Genomic DNA, 15,843 nt, shown 5'->3' with positions numbered 1-15,843 from the left:
GTGCCATAATTATTCCAGGCGCGGCGCAATTACCATCAGCCGTGGGAGCGATGCAACAATATCAAAGCAAGAAGGCCGCGACCGGCAAGATTATTGCCGATCGCGGCCTTCATGCTTGCGGCGTCGCGGGCGTCCCCCGCTCGCCGGCGTCAGTCGCCGTTGTGACATGCGCGGCCGGCCCGCCTCCAAGCTGCCGCGTTCTTTTGATGGGGCCCGGCCGTCTGCGCAGCCTGAACCCGGCATGTGTTCAATGGTCGAGCCGTCGGCTCAGTGCATCGTCATCCATTCGCGCGCCTCACGCAGGGCCTGCGCGATCTCGGGCTTCGACATAGATGCGGAAAGTTCGGCGCGCAGTTCGGCAGCGCGGGCCGAGCCCTTGATCGCGGCGATGTTGAGCCACTTGTGGGCAGCGACGACATCGACCTGACAGTCGCGGCCGGTTGCGTACATCATGCCAAGCTCGAAAAGAACGTCGGCCTGTGCGGAGTTGCCCATCGCGCCAAGGCCGGCCTCAAACATTTCAAAACGTGCCATCTCGAAGGTCCCTGTCCGTTGTGGAGAGCGCCTCTTTCTGTCGTCGCGGGCTGCCCTTCCGATGCTTCGAAGCATGAACCTGAGGCTTGAATTCGCCGTTAAACCGCGTGCTTAATCAGGCGCAAACAAAGTCCGAACAACTGGTAAATTACTGAATTCATTAATGATACGAATGCAGGAAGCGCCCGGGATTTCGGGAAAATTCGATGAAAATTCGACAGCCGGCGCGCAACCGTTTCGTAACCACGAATAGGTGCAACCCAATCGGAAGCCGGCAAGTTTCCCGCCACAGGCGCTCGCAAAATCCGTCCCAGCCTTCCGCTACGGCACCGCTTTCGTTTTCCAGGATGTTGGAATAGCTTACGTTTGCGTAAAGGGCGGAACGACGCGAGAACGCGAGGTCGACCGCCCGGCGCCTACAGGGAGGACACCGATGTTTCGCAAAATGAGCATGGCCGTTGCCGCAGTGATGCTGATGGCCGGCGCCGCATATGCCGACCCGATCGAAGGCAACTGGAAGACACAAAGCGGAGAGACCGCGGCCATCGGCTCTTGCGGCGACGGCGCGTTTTGCATCACGCTCAAGACCGGCAAGCATGCCGGCAAGCAGATCGGCAAGATGACGGCCAGCGGCGACGGCAACTACGCCGGCTCCATTACCGATCCGGCCGACGACAAGACCTACAAGGGCAAGGCCAAGCTCAACGGCGCCTCGATCAAGATGAGCGGCTGCGTGCTCGGCGGCCTGATCTGCAAGGGCCAGGACTGGACGAAGCTCTGAGGGCCAAGCGGAAGCCCGGACCCATGAACGGCCCGCGAGCGAGCGCTACGCGGGCCGTTCATTTTGCGGGGTGCGTCAGGCGCGGGCCCGCTGGCCGAACAGGACCTTCTGAGCCTCGGGATCATTGGCAAGGTTCTGGCGCTCGCGCTCTTCCTTGCCGATGTCGATGCCGCGGCGCACCGCGGGCCGTGACGTCATCGTCTCGAACCAGCGCTTGAGGTGCGGGAAGTCGTTGAGATCCTGGCCCTGCCGCTCGTAGCCCATGGTCCAGCCGATGCAGGCGATGTCGGCGATGGAGTATTCGCCGGCGAGGAAATCGCGGTCGGCCAAACGCTTATTCATGACGCCGTAGAGCCGGTTGACCTCATTGGTGTAGCGATCGATCGCATAGGGAACCTTTTCCGGCGCGTAGACGCGGAAATGGTTCGCCTGGCCGGCCATGGGGCCAAGACCACCCATCTGCCAGAACAGCCACTGGTCGACCTCGACGCGCTGGCGTTCGTCGGCCGGGTAGAACTTTCCGAACTTGCGGCCGAGATATTGGAGAATGGCTCCGGATTCGAAAATGAAGATCGGCGCCCCACCCGGCCCCTCCGGGTCGACAATGGCCGGCATGCGATTGTTCGGCGAGATCTTGAGGAATGACGGCTCGAACTGCTCACCACGACCGATGTTCACATATTTGATCGTGTAGGGAACGCCGAGTTCCTCCAGCATGATGGTGATCTTCCAGCCGTTCGGGGTCGGCCAATAGTAAAGCTCTATCGGCTTGGTCTGCGTCGTCATGAGGGATTTCTCCGTTCGGGAATGTCCCTTGCAGATAAGCAGGCGCTCCGGAAACGCAAGCGAGTGCAAGGCTCACGGCGATTAATAAAATTGAACCTAAGATGAACGGACTTCTCAGAGGCCGTTCAGTCGCGTTCAGGCATTCTCGCAGGCATTGGAAGGAGACCCGCCATGCTTGCCCGCCGGTTCACGATCGTCTGCCTGCTGACAGCCCTTTTCGGCATGTTCTTCTCGATGCTGGTGGCTCAGACGAGCCGTTCCGCCCACTCCTGGGAACACGGCACAGTTCGGGCCTGCTCCTATTACGACGGCGGATGGGCCTGCAATTATATTAGCCGCCACTTATAAGCCTCATTCCCTTGCGACAAGCGCCGCGACTATGAACAAGATCCACTCTTTCTCCATGAAAATTCTGCGCATACTGCCCCAGGCGGCACTGATCGCCGGCATGCTCGCCGCACCCATCCTGGCCATCCCGAAGGCTCGCGGCTCGACCGGTGCCACCATCGAAGCTCCCGCTCAGGAAAAAGTCGGCGCGGGCCTCGTTCTACTCCTCAGCCTGCAGCGGACCTGAAGATAAAATTTGGGCAGTGCTTTCGCCAGCCCCCTCCCAAGTGCGAAAGCAAGTCTCTATATTGGGTTATGGAAAAGAGAACCTACCCACAGCCCATCGAGACGATCTCCTGTCCGGAACCCTTCGGGCAGCAAAGCTTCACGAATGCCGGCGAGGCCGTCGCCGCTCTCAAGCAGCTCTACGAGCGCAACACCGCGTTCCTGCGCAACGCTTTCATGTCGCTGGCGGAGCAAGGCGATACGTACAAGCGCTATCGCGCCTGTTACCCCGAACTCAGGGTGACCACCAATTCCTACACGCAGATCGATTCCAGGCAGGCCTACGGGCACATGCCGCTGCCGGGGCGCTACTCCACCACGATCACCCGGCCCGATCTGTTCGAAAGCTATCTGATCGAGCAGCTGCGCCTGATCATGCGCAATCACGGCGTGCAGGTCACCGTCGCTGAATCGGCGACACCCATCCCGCTTCACTTCGCCTTTCTCGAAGGCACCCATGTCGACGGCTCCATCGCCGACCGCATCAAACGGCCGATCCGCGACCTCTTCGACGTTCCGGATCTGGATGGCACGGACGACCATATTGCCAATGGCACTCTCGAGACGCCACCGGGCGAACCGAAGCCACTGGCGCCCTTCACCGCGCAACGGGTCGACTATTCGCTGCATCGCCTGTCGCACTACACGGCGACCACGCCCAATCATTTCCAGAACTTCGTGCTGTTCACGAACTACCAGTTCTACATCGATGAGTTCTGCGCCTATGCCCGAGACCTGATGGCCAAGGGCGGTGGAGGCTATGACAGCTTCGTCGAGCCCGGCAATGTCGTGACGCGAGCAGGTGAAACGCGGCCCTCGGAGGGTGTCGCCCTGGCGCGTATTCCGCAAATGCCTGCCTATCACCTGCAGAAGGCCGGGCATGGCGGCATCACCATGATCAACATCGGCGTGGGTCCCTCCAACGCCAAGACCATCACCGACCACGTCGCCGTGCTGCGGCCTCACGCCTGGCTGATGCTCGGGCACTGCGCGGGTCTACGCAACACACAGGCCCTCGGCGACTACGTGCTGGCGCATGCCTATGTCCGCGAGGACCATGTGCTGGACGACGACCTGCCGGTCTGGATTCCCATTCCGCCGCTCGCCGAGATTCAGGTGGCGCTCCAGGAAGCCGTGGCGGAGGTCACCGGCCTTTCCGGCTACGAGCTCAAGCGCATCATGCGGACGGGCACCGTTGCCACCATCGACAACCGCAACTGGGAACTGCGTGACCAGCGCGGCCCGGTGCAGCGGCTCTCGCAATCGCGCGCCATCGCGCTCGACATGGAGTCCGCCACGATCGCGGCCAACGGATTCCGCTTCCGCGTCCCCTACGGCACGCTGCTGTGCGTCTCCGACAAACCCCTGCATGGCGAACTGAAGCTGCCGGGCATGGCGACGGAGTTCTACAAACGGCAGGTGGCACAGCATCTGAGCATCGGCATCCGCGCGGTGGAGAAGCTTGCCGAAATGCCGATGGAACGCCTGCACTCGCGCAAGTTGCGCAGCTTTTCAGAAACCGCGTTCCAGTAGCAGCCGCAATCGCCCACACGACATGCCAGCCGACGGACGACAACCGACGGCCGGGCCAAAGGCAGCCAGGTTACGACCATCTGGCATCTTGAAGGAGCCCTATTCATCCCGCTAAGGACGGGCATGAACAGGACATCCCTTCGCAAAAAGACAAGTGTGGTGGCCTTCGCCGCGACGCTCATATTGTCCACGCCGCTGGTAGCCGGCTTCTTCGGGACGCTGCATCCGGCGTTCGATTCCTTCGCGCATTTCCGCGTGCACCTCGCAGTGCTGATGGCGCTGGCGTCACTGCCGTTGCTGTTCGGGCGGTTCTGGAAGGAAGGCGCGATGGCCCTCGCCTTCGCGCTTGCCGCGCTGGCGACCACCTCCGTTTCGATGCCGGTTTTCGGGCTTGGCCCTGTGCACGCCGGGCTCGAGCCGAAGGATGAGGAGCAGCCGGTCTACCGGTTGCTGCAGCTCAACCTGCGCTATGACAATCCCGAGCCGAACAAGGTCCTCTCGCTCATCGGACGGCTGAGGCCCGACGTGGTGACGCTGGACGAAGTGTCGGGCATGTGGACCGAGAAGCTCGCGCTGCTGTCGTCGGCGTACCCGTATCGCATCATCTGCCCATTTCCCAACCAGGTTTTCGGCGTGGCGATCCTTTCGGCGAGGCCATTTGCCGAGGGACGAGAAGCCAGGTGCTACGAGCGAGGATCCCTTGCCGTGGCACCGTTGGATCTGGGCGGAAGATCGATCGAAGTGGCGGCCCTGCATCTCGGCTGGCCATGGCCGTTCGAACAGCCCTGGCAGATCAGGCAACTTGCTGAGCCGCTCTCTTCATTGGCCGAGACCGCCCTGCTTGCCGGCGACTTCAATGCCACGCCATGGAGTGCGACGGTGGCGCGGGTCGGCAAAATGGGTGGATTGACGCTGGTGCCCTCTGTCGGGCCCACCTGGCAGTGGCACGGGTTCCCCGACTTCCTGCGCTTCGCCGGCCTGCCGATCGATCAGGTCCTGCGGAAAGGAGACGTATTGGTGAACTCGGCCCGCGCGCTGGGCGAGGCCGGGTCCGATCATTTGCCGGTGCTGGTCGAGTTTTCGTTCAAGGCCCCGCCCCCAAGGCCTGAAGAAGAAGCGGAAACTTCGACTGCCGCGCTCGGCCCGGCGCTCCAGCCACGAGGCTGATGTCGAGCGCCGGAAACCGATGGTTGTAAATCCGCGCCCCCCTCTCCTACGCCGCGGATCCGAAAGGGCTTAGCCCCTCATGAAGTCGCCGACGAGCCTTTCGACGTTGCCGCCGGGGCGGTGCTCCTTGGCATCGAATCCACGCTGGCGGCCCTCATACTCGCTGTAGACACCCTTGACGCGACGCTGGACCTCGGCCTGCGACTTCGTGCAGTTCGGGTCGTTGTTGTTGGAGATGCCCGTCAGCGCCGACTGCGCGGCGTTGGCCATGTCCTGGGCGATCTTGCCGTGCACCTGCTCGTGGGTGCGGACGCCCACCATGAACCTGTCCCAGCGCTGCTTCAGATCAGGCGAAACGCGGCTGGCGAGCTTGGGGAAACGGTAGGTGAGGGACAGGGTCGGGGTCGCGCTGCGAAGGTGGCATGCTCCGCCAGACTTGTCCCAGTTCATGTTCCAGTGCACGTCATAACGGGTAGCCGCCATGGCACGGGCCTGGAGACCTTCCCTCGGGCCGCCACGATTCATGGACTGCATGATCGCGTTGCTGGTGGTTCCGCTGACCGGATAGGTTTCAGTTTTCACCAAAACCTTGCCTCCGGCGTGGGCGACATTCGCCACGCCACAGGCAAGCACCAGGACGGAAATTGCAATTGAACGCATGTGTTGTGCTCCAACTAGGGGGGGTAGGCCCGGCAAGAAAGCACAAGCTGGAGCTTATATCAACACTCACTTAATTAGAAATTTCACATATTGTGTGAAAAATTTCACATGTTCGGGTAGACAGGCCCCTCTCCGCCCTGCGGCGGCACCCAGTTGATGTTCTGATTGGGGTCCTTGATGTCGCAGGTTTTGCAGTGGACGCAGTTCTGCGCGTTGATGACGAATTTCGCATCGCCGCCTTCCTCGACCCACTCATAGACGCCCGCCGGACAGTACCGGCTTGACGGTCCTGCGAAGACATCGTGCTCGGAGCGCTTCTGCAAGCCCATGTCCTTGACCTGGAGGTGGACCGGCTGGTTTTCCTCGTGATTGGTGTTGGACAGGAAAACGGACGACAACCGGTCGAACGTTAGCACGCCGTCCGGCTTCGGGTAGTCGATCTTGTGATGCTTTGAAGCCGGCTCAAGAGAGGCAGCGTCGGTCTTGCGGTGCTTCAGCGTGCCGAAGGGCGAGAAGCCGAAAAGCGTGTTCAGCCACATGTCCAGCCCGCCCAGCCCGACGCCAACCAGCGTGCCGAAGCGCGACCAGAGCGGCTTGACGTTGCGCACCTTCTTCAGGTCCTTGCCGATATCGGTGCCGCGCCACTCGTTTTCATACGCCGTCAGTTCGTCGTGGCTGCGTCCGTCGGCGATGGCCTTGGCCACATGCTCGGCCGCCTGCATGCCCGACAGCACCGCATTGTGCGAGCCCTTGATGCGCGGCACGTTGACGAAGCCGGCCGAGCAGCCCATCAGCGCACCGCCCGGGAAGCTCAGCTTCGGTACCGACTGCCAGCCGCCCTCGGTGATGGCGCGCGCGCCGTAGGAGATGCGCTTGCCGCCCTCGAAAGTGTCGCGGATCGCCGGATGCGTCTTGAAGCGCTGAAACTCCTCGAAAGGCGAGAGATAGGGGTTCTTATAGTTGAGGTGGACGACAAAGCCCACGGCGACAAGATTGTCTTCGAGGTGGTAGAGGAAGGAGCCACCGCCGGTCTTCATGTCGAGCGGCCAGCCGAAGGAATGCTGAACGAGCCCCGGCTTGCTCTTTTCCGGCGCCACCTGCCAGAGTTCCTTCAGGCCGATACCGAACTTGCCCGGCTCGCGGCCGTCATCCAGCTTGTACTTGGCGATCAGCTTCTTGGCGAGCGAACCTCGCGCGCCCTCGCCGATCAGCACATATTTGCCGAGCAGCGCCATGCCGGGCGCAAAATTGGGGCCGTGCGAACCGTCGCGCTCGACGCCCATGTCGCCGGTCACGACGCCGGTGACGGCGCCTTCGTCATTGTAGATCAGGTCGGCTGCTGCAAAGCCCGGATAGATCTCGACGCCCAGCGCCTCGGCATGTCCGGCCAGCCAGCGGCAGACATTGCCAAGCGAGACGATGTAGTTTCCGTGATTGCTCATCAGCGGCGGCATCAGGATGTTCGGCAGGCGCACCGAGCCGGCAGGCCCGAGCACCAGGAAATGATCGTCCGTCACCGGGGTCTTGAACGGATGCTCGGAATCCTCGCGCCAGTTCGGCAGCAGCCGGTCGATGCCGATCGGGTCGACGACCGCGCCGGACAGGATGTGCGCGCCGACCTCGGCACCCTTTTCCAGAACGACGACGGAAAGTTCGGGATTGATTTGCTTCAATCGAATCGCGGCCGACAGGCCAGCCGGCCCAGCGCCGACGATGACCACGTCGAATTCCATGCTCTCGCGTTCAATCTCGCTCATCAATTCCTCCGCACTGACTTAGGGACCGTCAGGCCATCCTGCTGGCTTCCGCGCTCCATAGCGCATCCGAAAGCGACGTGAAACCACGCAACTGGCATATCGCGGAGTTTGCAACATCATATCATTTCCGGCCGCGCAAGCTAGACAGCGTTGACGTAAACGTCAATCAAGTGCGGTGTCGCAACCCGAATTTGGGAATTTTCGGCGGCCCGTTTCTCAGCCATACTGAGTCCATGCGTCACATCGAGCCTGCCCGGTCAGTATCGGTGCGTTCTGGCGCGGCGCGCCGCACTGCGGCTCCGCTGCTTCCGGTCATTCTTCTCCTCGCCGCAGCCCTTTCCTTTCTCCGCTCCGCCCATGCCGAGGATGCGGCTCATGGCACTCCCTGGCTTGCCGGCGCATATTCCTTTTCCGACGAACTGGGGGGCTTTCGCATCCGCTCCGTGACAGGTAGCGGTACGAAAGCAGACCCAGTCGTCATCGGCGAAGAACTCTATTCGGCAAGCCCGGTGACATTGGCGATCCGCGCCACCAAACCAGTCCGGGCCTTCGACTTCTCCGGAGACTACGCAAACGGCTTCGTCCATATGAGGCTGGAGGTGCTGAACGCCAGCGAGCGGGCATGGGTTGAGTTCGAGTTCGAGCTTCAGGAGATTTTGGACCTGCCGAGCACCTATGGCGACGGCCTGTCTTTTGACCAGGGCCGCAGCGATGCGAATGCGATCTCCTCGGACAGCTTTGCCGACTTTAGCCGTGACTTCGAGCCTTACGACCGGCTGCTGTTTCGCAACGGCAAAATCGACCCGCGACAAACCGACTCGTTCGGCTTCCTGATCACCGACTATACCCCGACAAACGTATTTTATCTGGTGCAGTACCCGCGCATCCCCTCGACCTGACTTGCATTCGCGGCGCGCGCGGAAGATTGTAGGACATGACCTTCAGCCCCCGACATGAGCAGCCGGACTTGCGCGAGCTGCTCGCCTTCTATGCCGAAGCCGGCGTCTACGACGCGCTGGCAGAGGATCCCGTTGACCGTTTCAGCGATCCCGGGCCGGCACAGAGCGCTCCGCAGATTTCCGCCGCATCCCCGGCAGGCAGGTCCCAGGACCGTGCCTCGCCCGCGCAGATGCGTGCTGCAGCGCCCGACCGAGCTGCCCCCCCGCCCCGGCCTGCCGCGCCCGCCGCCGTGCCCGACGAAGCGCAGGCCGCACTTGCGCGCGAGCTGGCGGCCAGCGCCAACACGCTCGATGAACTGCGCGAGAAGATGGCCGCCTTCGACGGCTGCAACCTGAAATTCACCGCCAAGAACCTGGTCTTTGCCGACGGCAATCCCGAAGGCGCGGTGATGCTGGTCGGCGAAGCCCCAGGGCGCGATGAGGATCTGGAAGGCCTGCCCTTCGTCGGCCGCTCGGGACAGCTGCTAGACCGCATGCTCGCGTCCATCGGGCTTGACCGCAACTCGGTCTACATCGCGAACGTCATTCCCTGGCGGCCGCCGGGCAACCGGACGCCCACGCCCCATGAGACCGAGATCTGCCGTCCGTTCATCGAGCGGCAGATCGAACTTGCCAATCCCAAGGTTCTGGTGACGCTCGGCGGGCCGTCGGCCAAGCTGCTGCTCGACACGACCGAGGGCATCCTGCGTCTTCGCGGCAACTGGCGCACGCATCAGACGAAGTCCGGCGAGGTTATTCCGGCGATGCCGACGCTGCACCCGGCCTATCTGCTGCGAAACCCCGCCCACAAGAAACTCGCCTGGCGGGATTTCCTAGAAGTGAAGGCAAAGCTCAAGGAGCTTGGCTAGGCCGAAGCTCCCTCTGGAGTCCGAGACCTCAGGAGTTGAATCCGACTGCCGGGCCAAGCGGTTGTTTCGGAATCGGAATTGCAAGCGTTGGCTACCGCTCAGACCTGCGAAGGGGCTGCCTTGCGGGCGGCTCTGCGCTCCAGACCGAGGCGTTGTTCACGCCAGATGATGAAGATGCCGGCGCCGACCACGATGATGCCGCCCACCAGCATGTGGATCGTCGGCACGTCACCGAAGGCGAAGTAGCCCACCCCTATGCCGAGGATCATCGACGTATACTCGAACGGCGCGACTGTGGAGGCTTCCGCGTAGCGATAGGCTTCGGTCATGAGGATCTGGCCAAGGCCGCCGCAACAACCGGCCAGGATGAGCAAGGCGGCCTGCGTGGTGGTCAATGATGCCCAGCCGAACGGATAGGTGATCAGCGACAACAGGGTCGCCGTGAGCGAGAACCACAGCACGATCGTCGAGGTCCGTTCCGTGTGCACCAGGCTACGCACCACGATCATGGCGATCGCCGACACGGCCGCGCCCACCAGTGCCGCGACGACGCCGAGCATTTCGTTATTGCCGATCCCGGCCTCGCCGCCGAACAGGGTGAGCTTGGGCCACGAAATGATGCAGACGCCGACAAGGCCGACGACGACGGCGCTCCAGCGGTAGACGCGGATGGACTCACCTAGAAAAATCGAGCTGAAGACGACCACCAGCAGCGGCTGGGCATAGTTCAGCGTGATCGCCTCAGGCAACGGCAGCCGCGTGAGCGCGAAGAAGCCGAGCCACATCGCCGTCACGCCGACCGTGCCGCGAAGGATGTGGTTCAGCGGACGCGCGGTGTGAAATGCGGTGAACAACTCCTTGTTGACCCCCAGGAAAACCAGGATCAGCGGAATCGCGAAGAAGGAACGGAAGAAGACGATCTGCCCGGACGGCAACGGCCCCGCCGCCTTGATCAGTGACGACATGGCTACGAAGACGGCGACGGATACGACCTTGAAGGCGATGCCGGTGAGCGGCTTGTTGACCCGCGAACTCTCGGATTTATTCACTTTGCTGCCACGGCGTCCCTGATCGTCTTCCATATGCGCGACGGCGTCGCCGGCATGTCGATATGCCGGATACCATAGGCGCGGTAAAGCGCGTCGGTAACGGCGTTCATGGTGGCCGGCGCCGCACCTATGGTACCCGCCTCGCCCGCCCCCTTCATGCCGAGGGCATTGGTGGTGGACGGCACGTTGCGGGTCTCGAAATGGAACCCCGGCACGCTGTCCGCACGCGGCACCGCGTAGTCCATGAAGCTCGCCGTCAGCATCTGCCCGTCCTCGCCATAGACGGTGCCTTCGCTCAAGGCCTGTCCGATGCCCTGGACGACGCCGCCATGAATCTGGCCGGCAAGCAGGATCGGATTCACGGTGACCCCGAAGTCGTCGACGATCGTATAGGCGAGGATTTCGACATGGCCGGTATCGGGGTCGATCTCGAGCTCGCAGATATGCGTGCCGTTGGGATAGGTGGCCTCGTGTTGGACGAAGTCACCGGCCGCCCTCAGGTCTTCCGGCTTCTTGGCGGCCTTGGCGATCTCGGCAAAGCCGATCGAACGGTCCGTGCCGACGATGCGCGCGCTGCCGTCGACCAGTTCGATGTCGGCCGGCGCCGCTTCCAGCTCGTCGGCCGCAATCCGGCGCAATTTCTCGGCCAAGGCCTCGCCCGCGCGGGATGCGGAAACCCCGCCCAGCGGGATGGACCGGGAGCCGCCGGTGCCACCGCCCGTCTCCAGGCGATCGGTATCGCCTTGCTGCACCTTCACCCTTGCGACATCGACGTTGAGCTTTTCCGCCACGAACTGCGCGTAGGCGGTGGCATGGCCTTGCCCGTTCGATTGGGTACCGATTGCCAGCGTCAGCGAACCGTCCGGATGGAGTTCCAGATAGGCGGGTTCGGAGCCGGGAAAGGCGCTCGCCTCTACATAGGTCGCCATGCCGATGCCACGGATCCTGCCGGCCGCCCTGGACTGCTCGAGGCGGCCCTCGAAACCGTCCCAACCAGCCCGCTCCATGGCGAGGTGCATGTGCGCTTCGAATTCGCCGACGTCATAAAGACGCCCAGACTGGGTGCGATAGGGAAACTGCCCCGGCCTGATGAAATTGCGGCGGCGGATCTCGTCTGGCCCCATGCCCAGGTCGCGGGCACAAACGTCGACCAGCTTTTCGATCATGAAGGCTGCTTCGGGACGCCCGGCACCGCGATAGGCATCGACAGGCGTAGTGTTGGTGTAGACGCCGGCGACGGTAACCGCCAAGGCCCCGATGTCGTAGACACCGGTCGACATGGTCGCGCCGATATAGGGAATGAACGGACCGTATTGAGAGCAATAGGCACCGACATTGGCCAGCGTGCGCACGCGCAGCCCCAGGAACCGGCCGTCATCGTCCATGGCCATCTCGGCGGTGACGGCATTGTCGCGCCCCTGCGCATCGGCCAGAAAATGTTCGGTGCGGTCACCAACCCATTTGACGGGCCGTCCAAGGCGGCGCGCAGCCTCGAGTACCAAGGCATGCTCGCGATAGACGAAGGCCTTGGTGCCGAAGCCGCCACCGACATCCGGCGTCACCACGCGCAGCTTCTGCGGCTCGATATTGAAGACCTGCCCGGCGAGGATGGAGCGCATGGAATGCACACCCTGCGAACCGGTCGTGAGCTGGTAGCGGCCCTCACCAGCATGCCACTCGCCGATCGCCGCGCGCGGTTCCATGAAATTGCTGACGAGGCGGTTGTTGACGAAGACGACACGCGAAACCCTGCTCGCCGAGGCAAAGGCCTTCTCGGTCTTGGCCACATCGCCGATCTCGTAGAGGAAAGCGCGGTTCGAACCGAGTTCGGGCCAGACCAGCGGCGTGCCAGGGTCAAGCGCGGTCGCAGTGTCGTTGGCCGCCGCCTCGGCATCGTATTCCACCTCGATCAGCTCGGCCGCGTCCTGCGCCTGGGCGCGGCTGTCTGCGACCACGAAGGCGACGGCATCGCCGACATGATGCACGCGGTCGCGGCAAAGGATGGGAATGTCGCGGGTCTGCGCGCGCGAGCCGTCCGGCTGCTTCTGCATGACGCTGGACTTGAGATCGCCGAGACCGGCAAGCTCGGCGCTGGTGAGAACGAGATGGACGCCGGGCGCATTTTTGGCCGCGTCAACGGAAACCATCCTTACGGTTGCCTTGGCCATCGGCGAACGCAGAACGAAACCATGCAGCATCCCCGGCAGGGAGATGTCGTCGGTGTAGCGACCTCGGCCAGTGATGAAAGCCGAATCTTCGACGCGCAAGACGGATGCGCCCACTCCGAATCTGGGCGTGACGACAGTCATGACATTCCCGCAAGGTTCGGTGGAGAGTGTGGGCGTGAATTAGGTCTCAGGCAAGTTTTGTCGAGGGGAGGTTTCGTGTAAATGGCAGTTCCGCCAACTTTTTGTGGGCCAGTTGCGAGCGGCCCGGCGACATGGCTCGCACCGACTGCAAGGCAACAACAGGAAAGTCGTGAAGATGCGTACAGATACCGGTCAGGTGTTCCGGCTCGAAGACTACCGGCCCAGCGATTACCTGATCCCCTCGACCGCACTTAGCTTCAAGCTCTCGCGGGAGAAGACCATCGTCGTTGCCGAACTGACGATCGAACGGCGTGACGGCGTCGCGGGCAACCCGCCATTGGTGCTGGACGGCGACGGGCTGACGCTGCGGCGCGTCGAGATCGACGGCAAGCCTCTCGATGCCTCAGCATACCGCGCAACGCCGGATGAGCTTGCAATCACCGCTCCGCCCAAGGCCGACCGCTTCCGGCTCCTCATCGAGACCGAGATCGACCCGTCGCGAAACCAGGCCCTGATGGGGCTCTACCGCTCCAATGGCGTCTATTGCACCCAGTGCGAGGCGGAGGGTTTTCGCCGCATCACCTACTTCCTCGACCGGCCGGACATTTTGTCGGTCTACACGGTGCGTATCGAGGCGCAGCGCGATGAAGCCCCGCTTCTCCTGTCGAACGGCAATCCGGGCGAGCGCGGCGATCTCGCCGACGGCTGGCACTATGCGGTCTGGCACGACCCGTTCCCGAAGCCGTCCTACCTGTTCGCGCTGGTGGCGGGCGATCTCGGCCGCGTCGGCGACAGCTTCGTGACGGCCTCAGGCCGCACGGTGGAACTCGGCATCTATGTCGAGCATGGCAAGGAGCGCCTTGCTGCCTATGCGATGGACGCCCTCAAGCGATCCATGAGCTGGGACGAGGAGGTGTTCGGCCGCGAATACGACCTGGACGTGTTCAACATCGTCGCCGTGTCCGACTTCAACATGGGCGCGATGGAGAACAAGGGCCTCAACATCTTCAACGACAAATACGTCCTGGCAGACGAGGAAACCGCGACCGACACCGATTTCGCCAATATCGAGGCGATCATCGCGCATGAATATTTCCACAATTGGACTGGAAACAGAATCACTTGCCGTGACTGGTTCCAGCTCTGCCTCAAGGAAGGCCTGACCGTCTTCCGCGACCATGAATTCTCCGCCGACCAGCGTTCGCGCGCGGTCAAGCGCATCGCGGAAGTGCGCACGCTGAGAGCCCATCAGTTCCCCGAGGATCAGGGCCCCCTCGCCCATCCCGTGCGGCCGCGGCGCTATCGCGAGATCAACAACTTCTACACGGCGACGGTCTACGAGAAGGGCTCGGAGGTCGTGCGGATGATCCGCACCATCTTGGGCGCCGATACCTTCCGCCGGGGCATGGACCTCTATTTCGAACGCCATGACGGCGAGGCCGCGACCATCGAGGACTTCGTGAAGGTGTTCGAGGAGGTGTCCGGGCGCGACCTGTCGCAGTTCGCGCTCTGGTACCATCAGGCCGGTACGCCGAACGTCACGGTGAGCGGTTCGCACAATGCGAGCGCCGGCGAATTCACGCTGGAGATCGAGCAGTCGGTTCCGCCGACGCCCTCGGAAAGCCGCAAGCGGCTGATGCACATCCCGCTCGCATTCGGCCTGGTCGGGCCGGACGGCAAGGACATCGACTATTCGGAGGTGGACGGCGCAAGCGTCGAGGACGGCGTCATCCATCTGCGCAAGCGCCGCCATGTCGTGCGGTTTTCAGGCGTCACGGAGCGGCCGGCCGTTTCCCTCAACAGAGGCTTTTCCGCCCCCATCACCCTTGCGATCGAACAAAGCGCCGGAGACCGGGCCTTCCTGGCCCGGCACGACAGCGACGCCTTCTCGCGCTGGCAGGCTTTCAACACCCTGCTCACCGAGACGCTTACAGCGGCCTTCCGCAGCATGCTCGGTGGCAGGAAGCCGGAATTCGCGACGGACCTCCTGCATCTCGCCGGAACCATTGCCGCCGATGAGACGCTGGAACCGGCGTATCGCGCTCTGGCGCTTTCCCTCCCGGGCGAGGCCGACATCGCCCGCGAAATCGGAACCAACATAGACCCGGATGCGGTTCATGCCGGCCGGGAAGCGCTGATTGCCGCGATCGCAGGAGCGAACCGGGAGCTTTTCACGGAACTGTATGGAAATCTTCAGGCATCCGGCCCCTTCAGCCCCGACGCGGCGAATGCCGGCCGGCGCACGCTGCGCAACATGCTGCTCGACTATCTGTCGGTACTGCCGGAAGGGGTAACGCTTGCGGCCGGCCATTTCGCAACCGCCACCAACATGACCGATCGCGCCGCAGGGCTCACCGCGCTCGTGCATCGTCACCGGACCTCGCCGGAAACGGTCGAGGCGCTCGCGGCATTCGAGGCCAGGTATCGCTCCGATGTCCTGGTGATGGACAAATGGTTCCAGATCCAGGCCTCCACTCCCGGCCCGGACGCCGTCGAAGTCGTGCGCGCGCTGATGGACCATCCGTCCTTCTCGATTGGCAATCCCAACCGCGTTCGCTCGCTGGTGGGCACCTTCGCCAGCGCCAACCAGACCGGATTCCACCGCGCCGATGGCGCCGGCTACCGCCTGTTCGTCGAGACGGTGCTGCAGGTTGAGAAGCGCAATCCGCAGGTTTCCGCCCGTCTGGCGACGGCCCTGCGCTCGTGGCGGTCGCTCGAGCCGGTGAGGCAGGCGAAGGCGCGCGAGGCGCTGCTGGAAATCCGCTCGGCGCACGGCCTTTCGGCAGACCTGCGCGACATTGTGGAGCGGACGCTCGCCTGACGCAGGGGCATTAGCAAGTTTTTAAAG

13 protein-coding genes are annotated in these 15,843 nt (G+C 63.0%); 7 read left to right on the top strand and 6 right to left on the bottom strand.

The annotated features are described in order from the left end of the window. Nucleotides 1-267: 267 nt before the first annotated feature. The gene (locus ABLE85_RS02950; RefSeq protein WP_348791176.1) at nucleotides 268-534 is read right to left on the bottom strand and encodes a sel1 repeat family protein; all 267 of its coding nucleotides are present in this window, start codon (nucleotides 532-534) and stop codon (nucleotides 268-270) included. A gap of 433 nt (nucleotides 535-967) precedes the next feature. Here ABLE85_RS02950 and ABLE85_RS02945 point away from each other — a divergent pair, with 433 nt between their 5' ends. Further along, nucleotides 968-1,315, top strand: a complete 348-nt coding sequence (locus ABLE85_RS02945; RefSeq protein ID WP_348791175.1) for a DUF2147 domain-containing protein — start codon at nucleotides 968-970, stop codon at nucleotides 1,313-1,315. A gap of 75 nt (nucleotides 1,316-1,390) precedes the next feature. Here ABLE85_RS02945 and ABLE85_RS02940 read toward each other — a convergent pair whose 3' ends face one another. Then, nucleotides 1,391-2,101 carry a glutathione S-transferase N-terminal domain-containing protein gene (locus ABLE85_RS02940; RefSeq protein ID WP_348791174.1) on the bottom strand — a complete coding sequence of 237 codons (711 nt, stop codon included), beginning with the start codon at nucleotides 2,099-2,101 and terminating at the stop codon, nucleotides 1,391-1,393. A gap of 379 nt (nucleotides 2,102-2,480) precedes the next feature. On the opposite strand from ABLE85_RS02940, the gene ABLE85_RS02935 reads away from it, so the two are divergent. The 3 genes from ABLE85_RS02935 (at nucleotide 2,481) to ABLE85_RS02925 (ending at nucleotide 5,413) form a co-directional block, all read left to right on the top strand. Next, nucleotides 2,481-2,675: a hypothetical protein gene (locus ABLE85_RS02935; protein ID WP_348791173.1), complete on the top strand. Its 195-nt coding sequence runs from the start codon at nucleotides 2,481-2,483 to the stop codon at nucleotides 2,673-2,675. A 68-nt stretch (nucleotides 2,676-2,743) separates the two neighbouring features. Further along, nucleotides 2,744-4,246 carry an AMP nucleosidase gene (locus ABLE85_RS02930; protein ID WP_348791172.1) on the top strand — a complete coding sequence of 501 codons (1,503 nt, stop codon included), beginning with the start codon at nucleotides 2,744-2,746 and terminating at the stop codon, nucleotides 4,244-4,246. Between the two features lie 123 nt (nucleotides 4,247-4,369). Next, entirely contained in the window at nucleotides 4,370-5,413 is a 1,044-nt protein-coding gene (locus tag ABLE85_RS02925; RefSeq protein ID WP_348791171.1) for an endonuclease/exonuclease/phosphatase family protein, read from the top strand. 69 nt (nucleotides 5,414-5,482) lie between these two features. On the opposite strand, the gene ABLE85_RS02920 is transcribed toward ABLE85_RS02925, so the two are convergent. Together ABLE85_RS02920 and ABLE85_RS02915 are read right to left on the bottom strand one after the other, a co-directional pair. Beyond that, nucleotides 5,483-6,073 carry a DUF922 domain-containing protein gene (locus ABLE85_RS02920; protein ID WP_348791170.1) on the bottom strand — a complete coding sequence of 197 codons (591 nt, stop codon included), beginning with the start codon at nucleotides 6,071-6,073 and terminating at the stop codon, nucleotides 5,483-5,485. Nucleotides 6,074-6,177: 104 nt separating this feature from the next. Then, the gene (locus ABLE85_RS02915) at nucleotides 6,178-7,830 is read right to left on the bottom strand and encodes an electron transfer flavoprotein-ubiquinone oxidoreductase (RefSeq protein WP_348791169.1); all 1,653 of its coding nucleotides are present in this window, start codon (nucleotides 7,828-7,830) and stop codon (nucleotides 6,178-6,180) included. A 233-nt stretch (nucleotides 7,831-8,063) separates the two neighbouring features. Between ABLE85_RS02915 and ABLE85_RS02910 the strand changes: the two genes are divergently transcribed. Then, complete coding sequence (locus ABLE85_RS02910) at nucleotides 8,064-8,729, top strand: hypothetical protein (protein ID WP_348791452.1); 666 nt, start codon at nucleotides 8,064-8,066, stop codon at nucleotides 8,727-8,729. A 35-nt stretch (nucleotides 8,730-8,764) separates the two neighbouring features. Beyond that, on the top strand, nucleotides 8,765-9,637 hold the full coding sequence (locus ABLE85_RS02905; protein ID WP_348791168.1) for a uracil-DNA glycosylase: 873 nt from the start codon (nucleotides 8,765-8,767) through the stop codon (nucleotides 9,635-9,637). Between the two features lie 98 nt (nucleotides 9,638-9,735). Here the strand turns inward: ABLE85_RS02905 and ABLE85_RS02900 are convergent, their stop codons facing one another. Together ABLE85_RS02900 and ABLE85_RS02895 are read right to left on the bottom strand one after the other, a co-directional pair. Continuing rightward, a complete protein-coding gene (locus tag ABLE85_RS02900; RefSeq protein WP_348791167.1) occupies nucleotides 9,736-10,719 on the bottom strand; it encodes a DMT family transporter in 984 nt (327 codons plus the stop codon). Continuing rightward, complete coding sequence (locus ABLE85_RS02895; RefSeq protein ID WP_348791166.1) at nucleotides 10,683-12,995, bottom strand: xanthine dehydrogenase family protein molybdopterin-binding subunit; 2,313 nt, start codon at nucleotides 12,993-12,995, stop codon at nucleotides 10,683-10,685. The genes ABLE85_RS02900 and ABLE85_RS02895 overlap by 37 nt, the downstream gene beginning before the upstream one ends. A 175-nt stretch (nucleotides 12,996-13,170) precedes the next feature. Here ABLE85_RS02895 and pepN point away from each other — a divergent pair, with 175 nt between their 5' ends. Then, the gene (gene pepN, locus ABLE85_RS02890; protein WP_348791165.1) at nucleotides 13,171-15,816 is read left to right on the top strand and encodes an aminopeptidase N; all 2,646 of its coding nucleotides are present in this window, start codon (nucleotides 13,171-13,173) and stop codon (nucleotides 15,814-15,816) included. Nucleotides 15,817-15,843: the final 27 nt, after the last annotated feature.

This window comes from Mesorhizobium sp. KR1-2 (assembly GCF_040045035.1).
Taxonomy (GTDB): Bacteria; Pseudomonadota; Alphaproteobacteria; order Rhizobiales; family Rhizobiaceae; genus Pseudaminobacter.
This window is presented reverse-complemented; position numbering and strand designations above follow the sequence as displayed.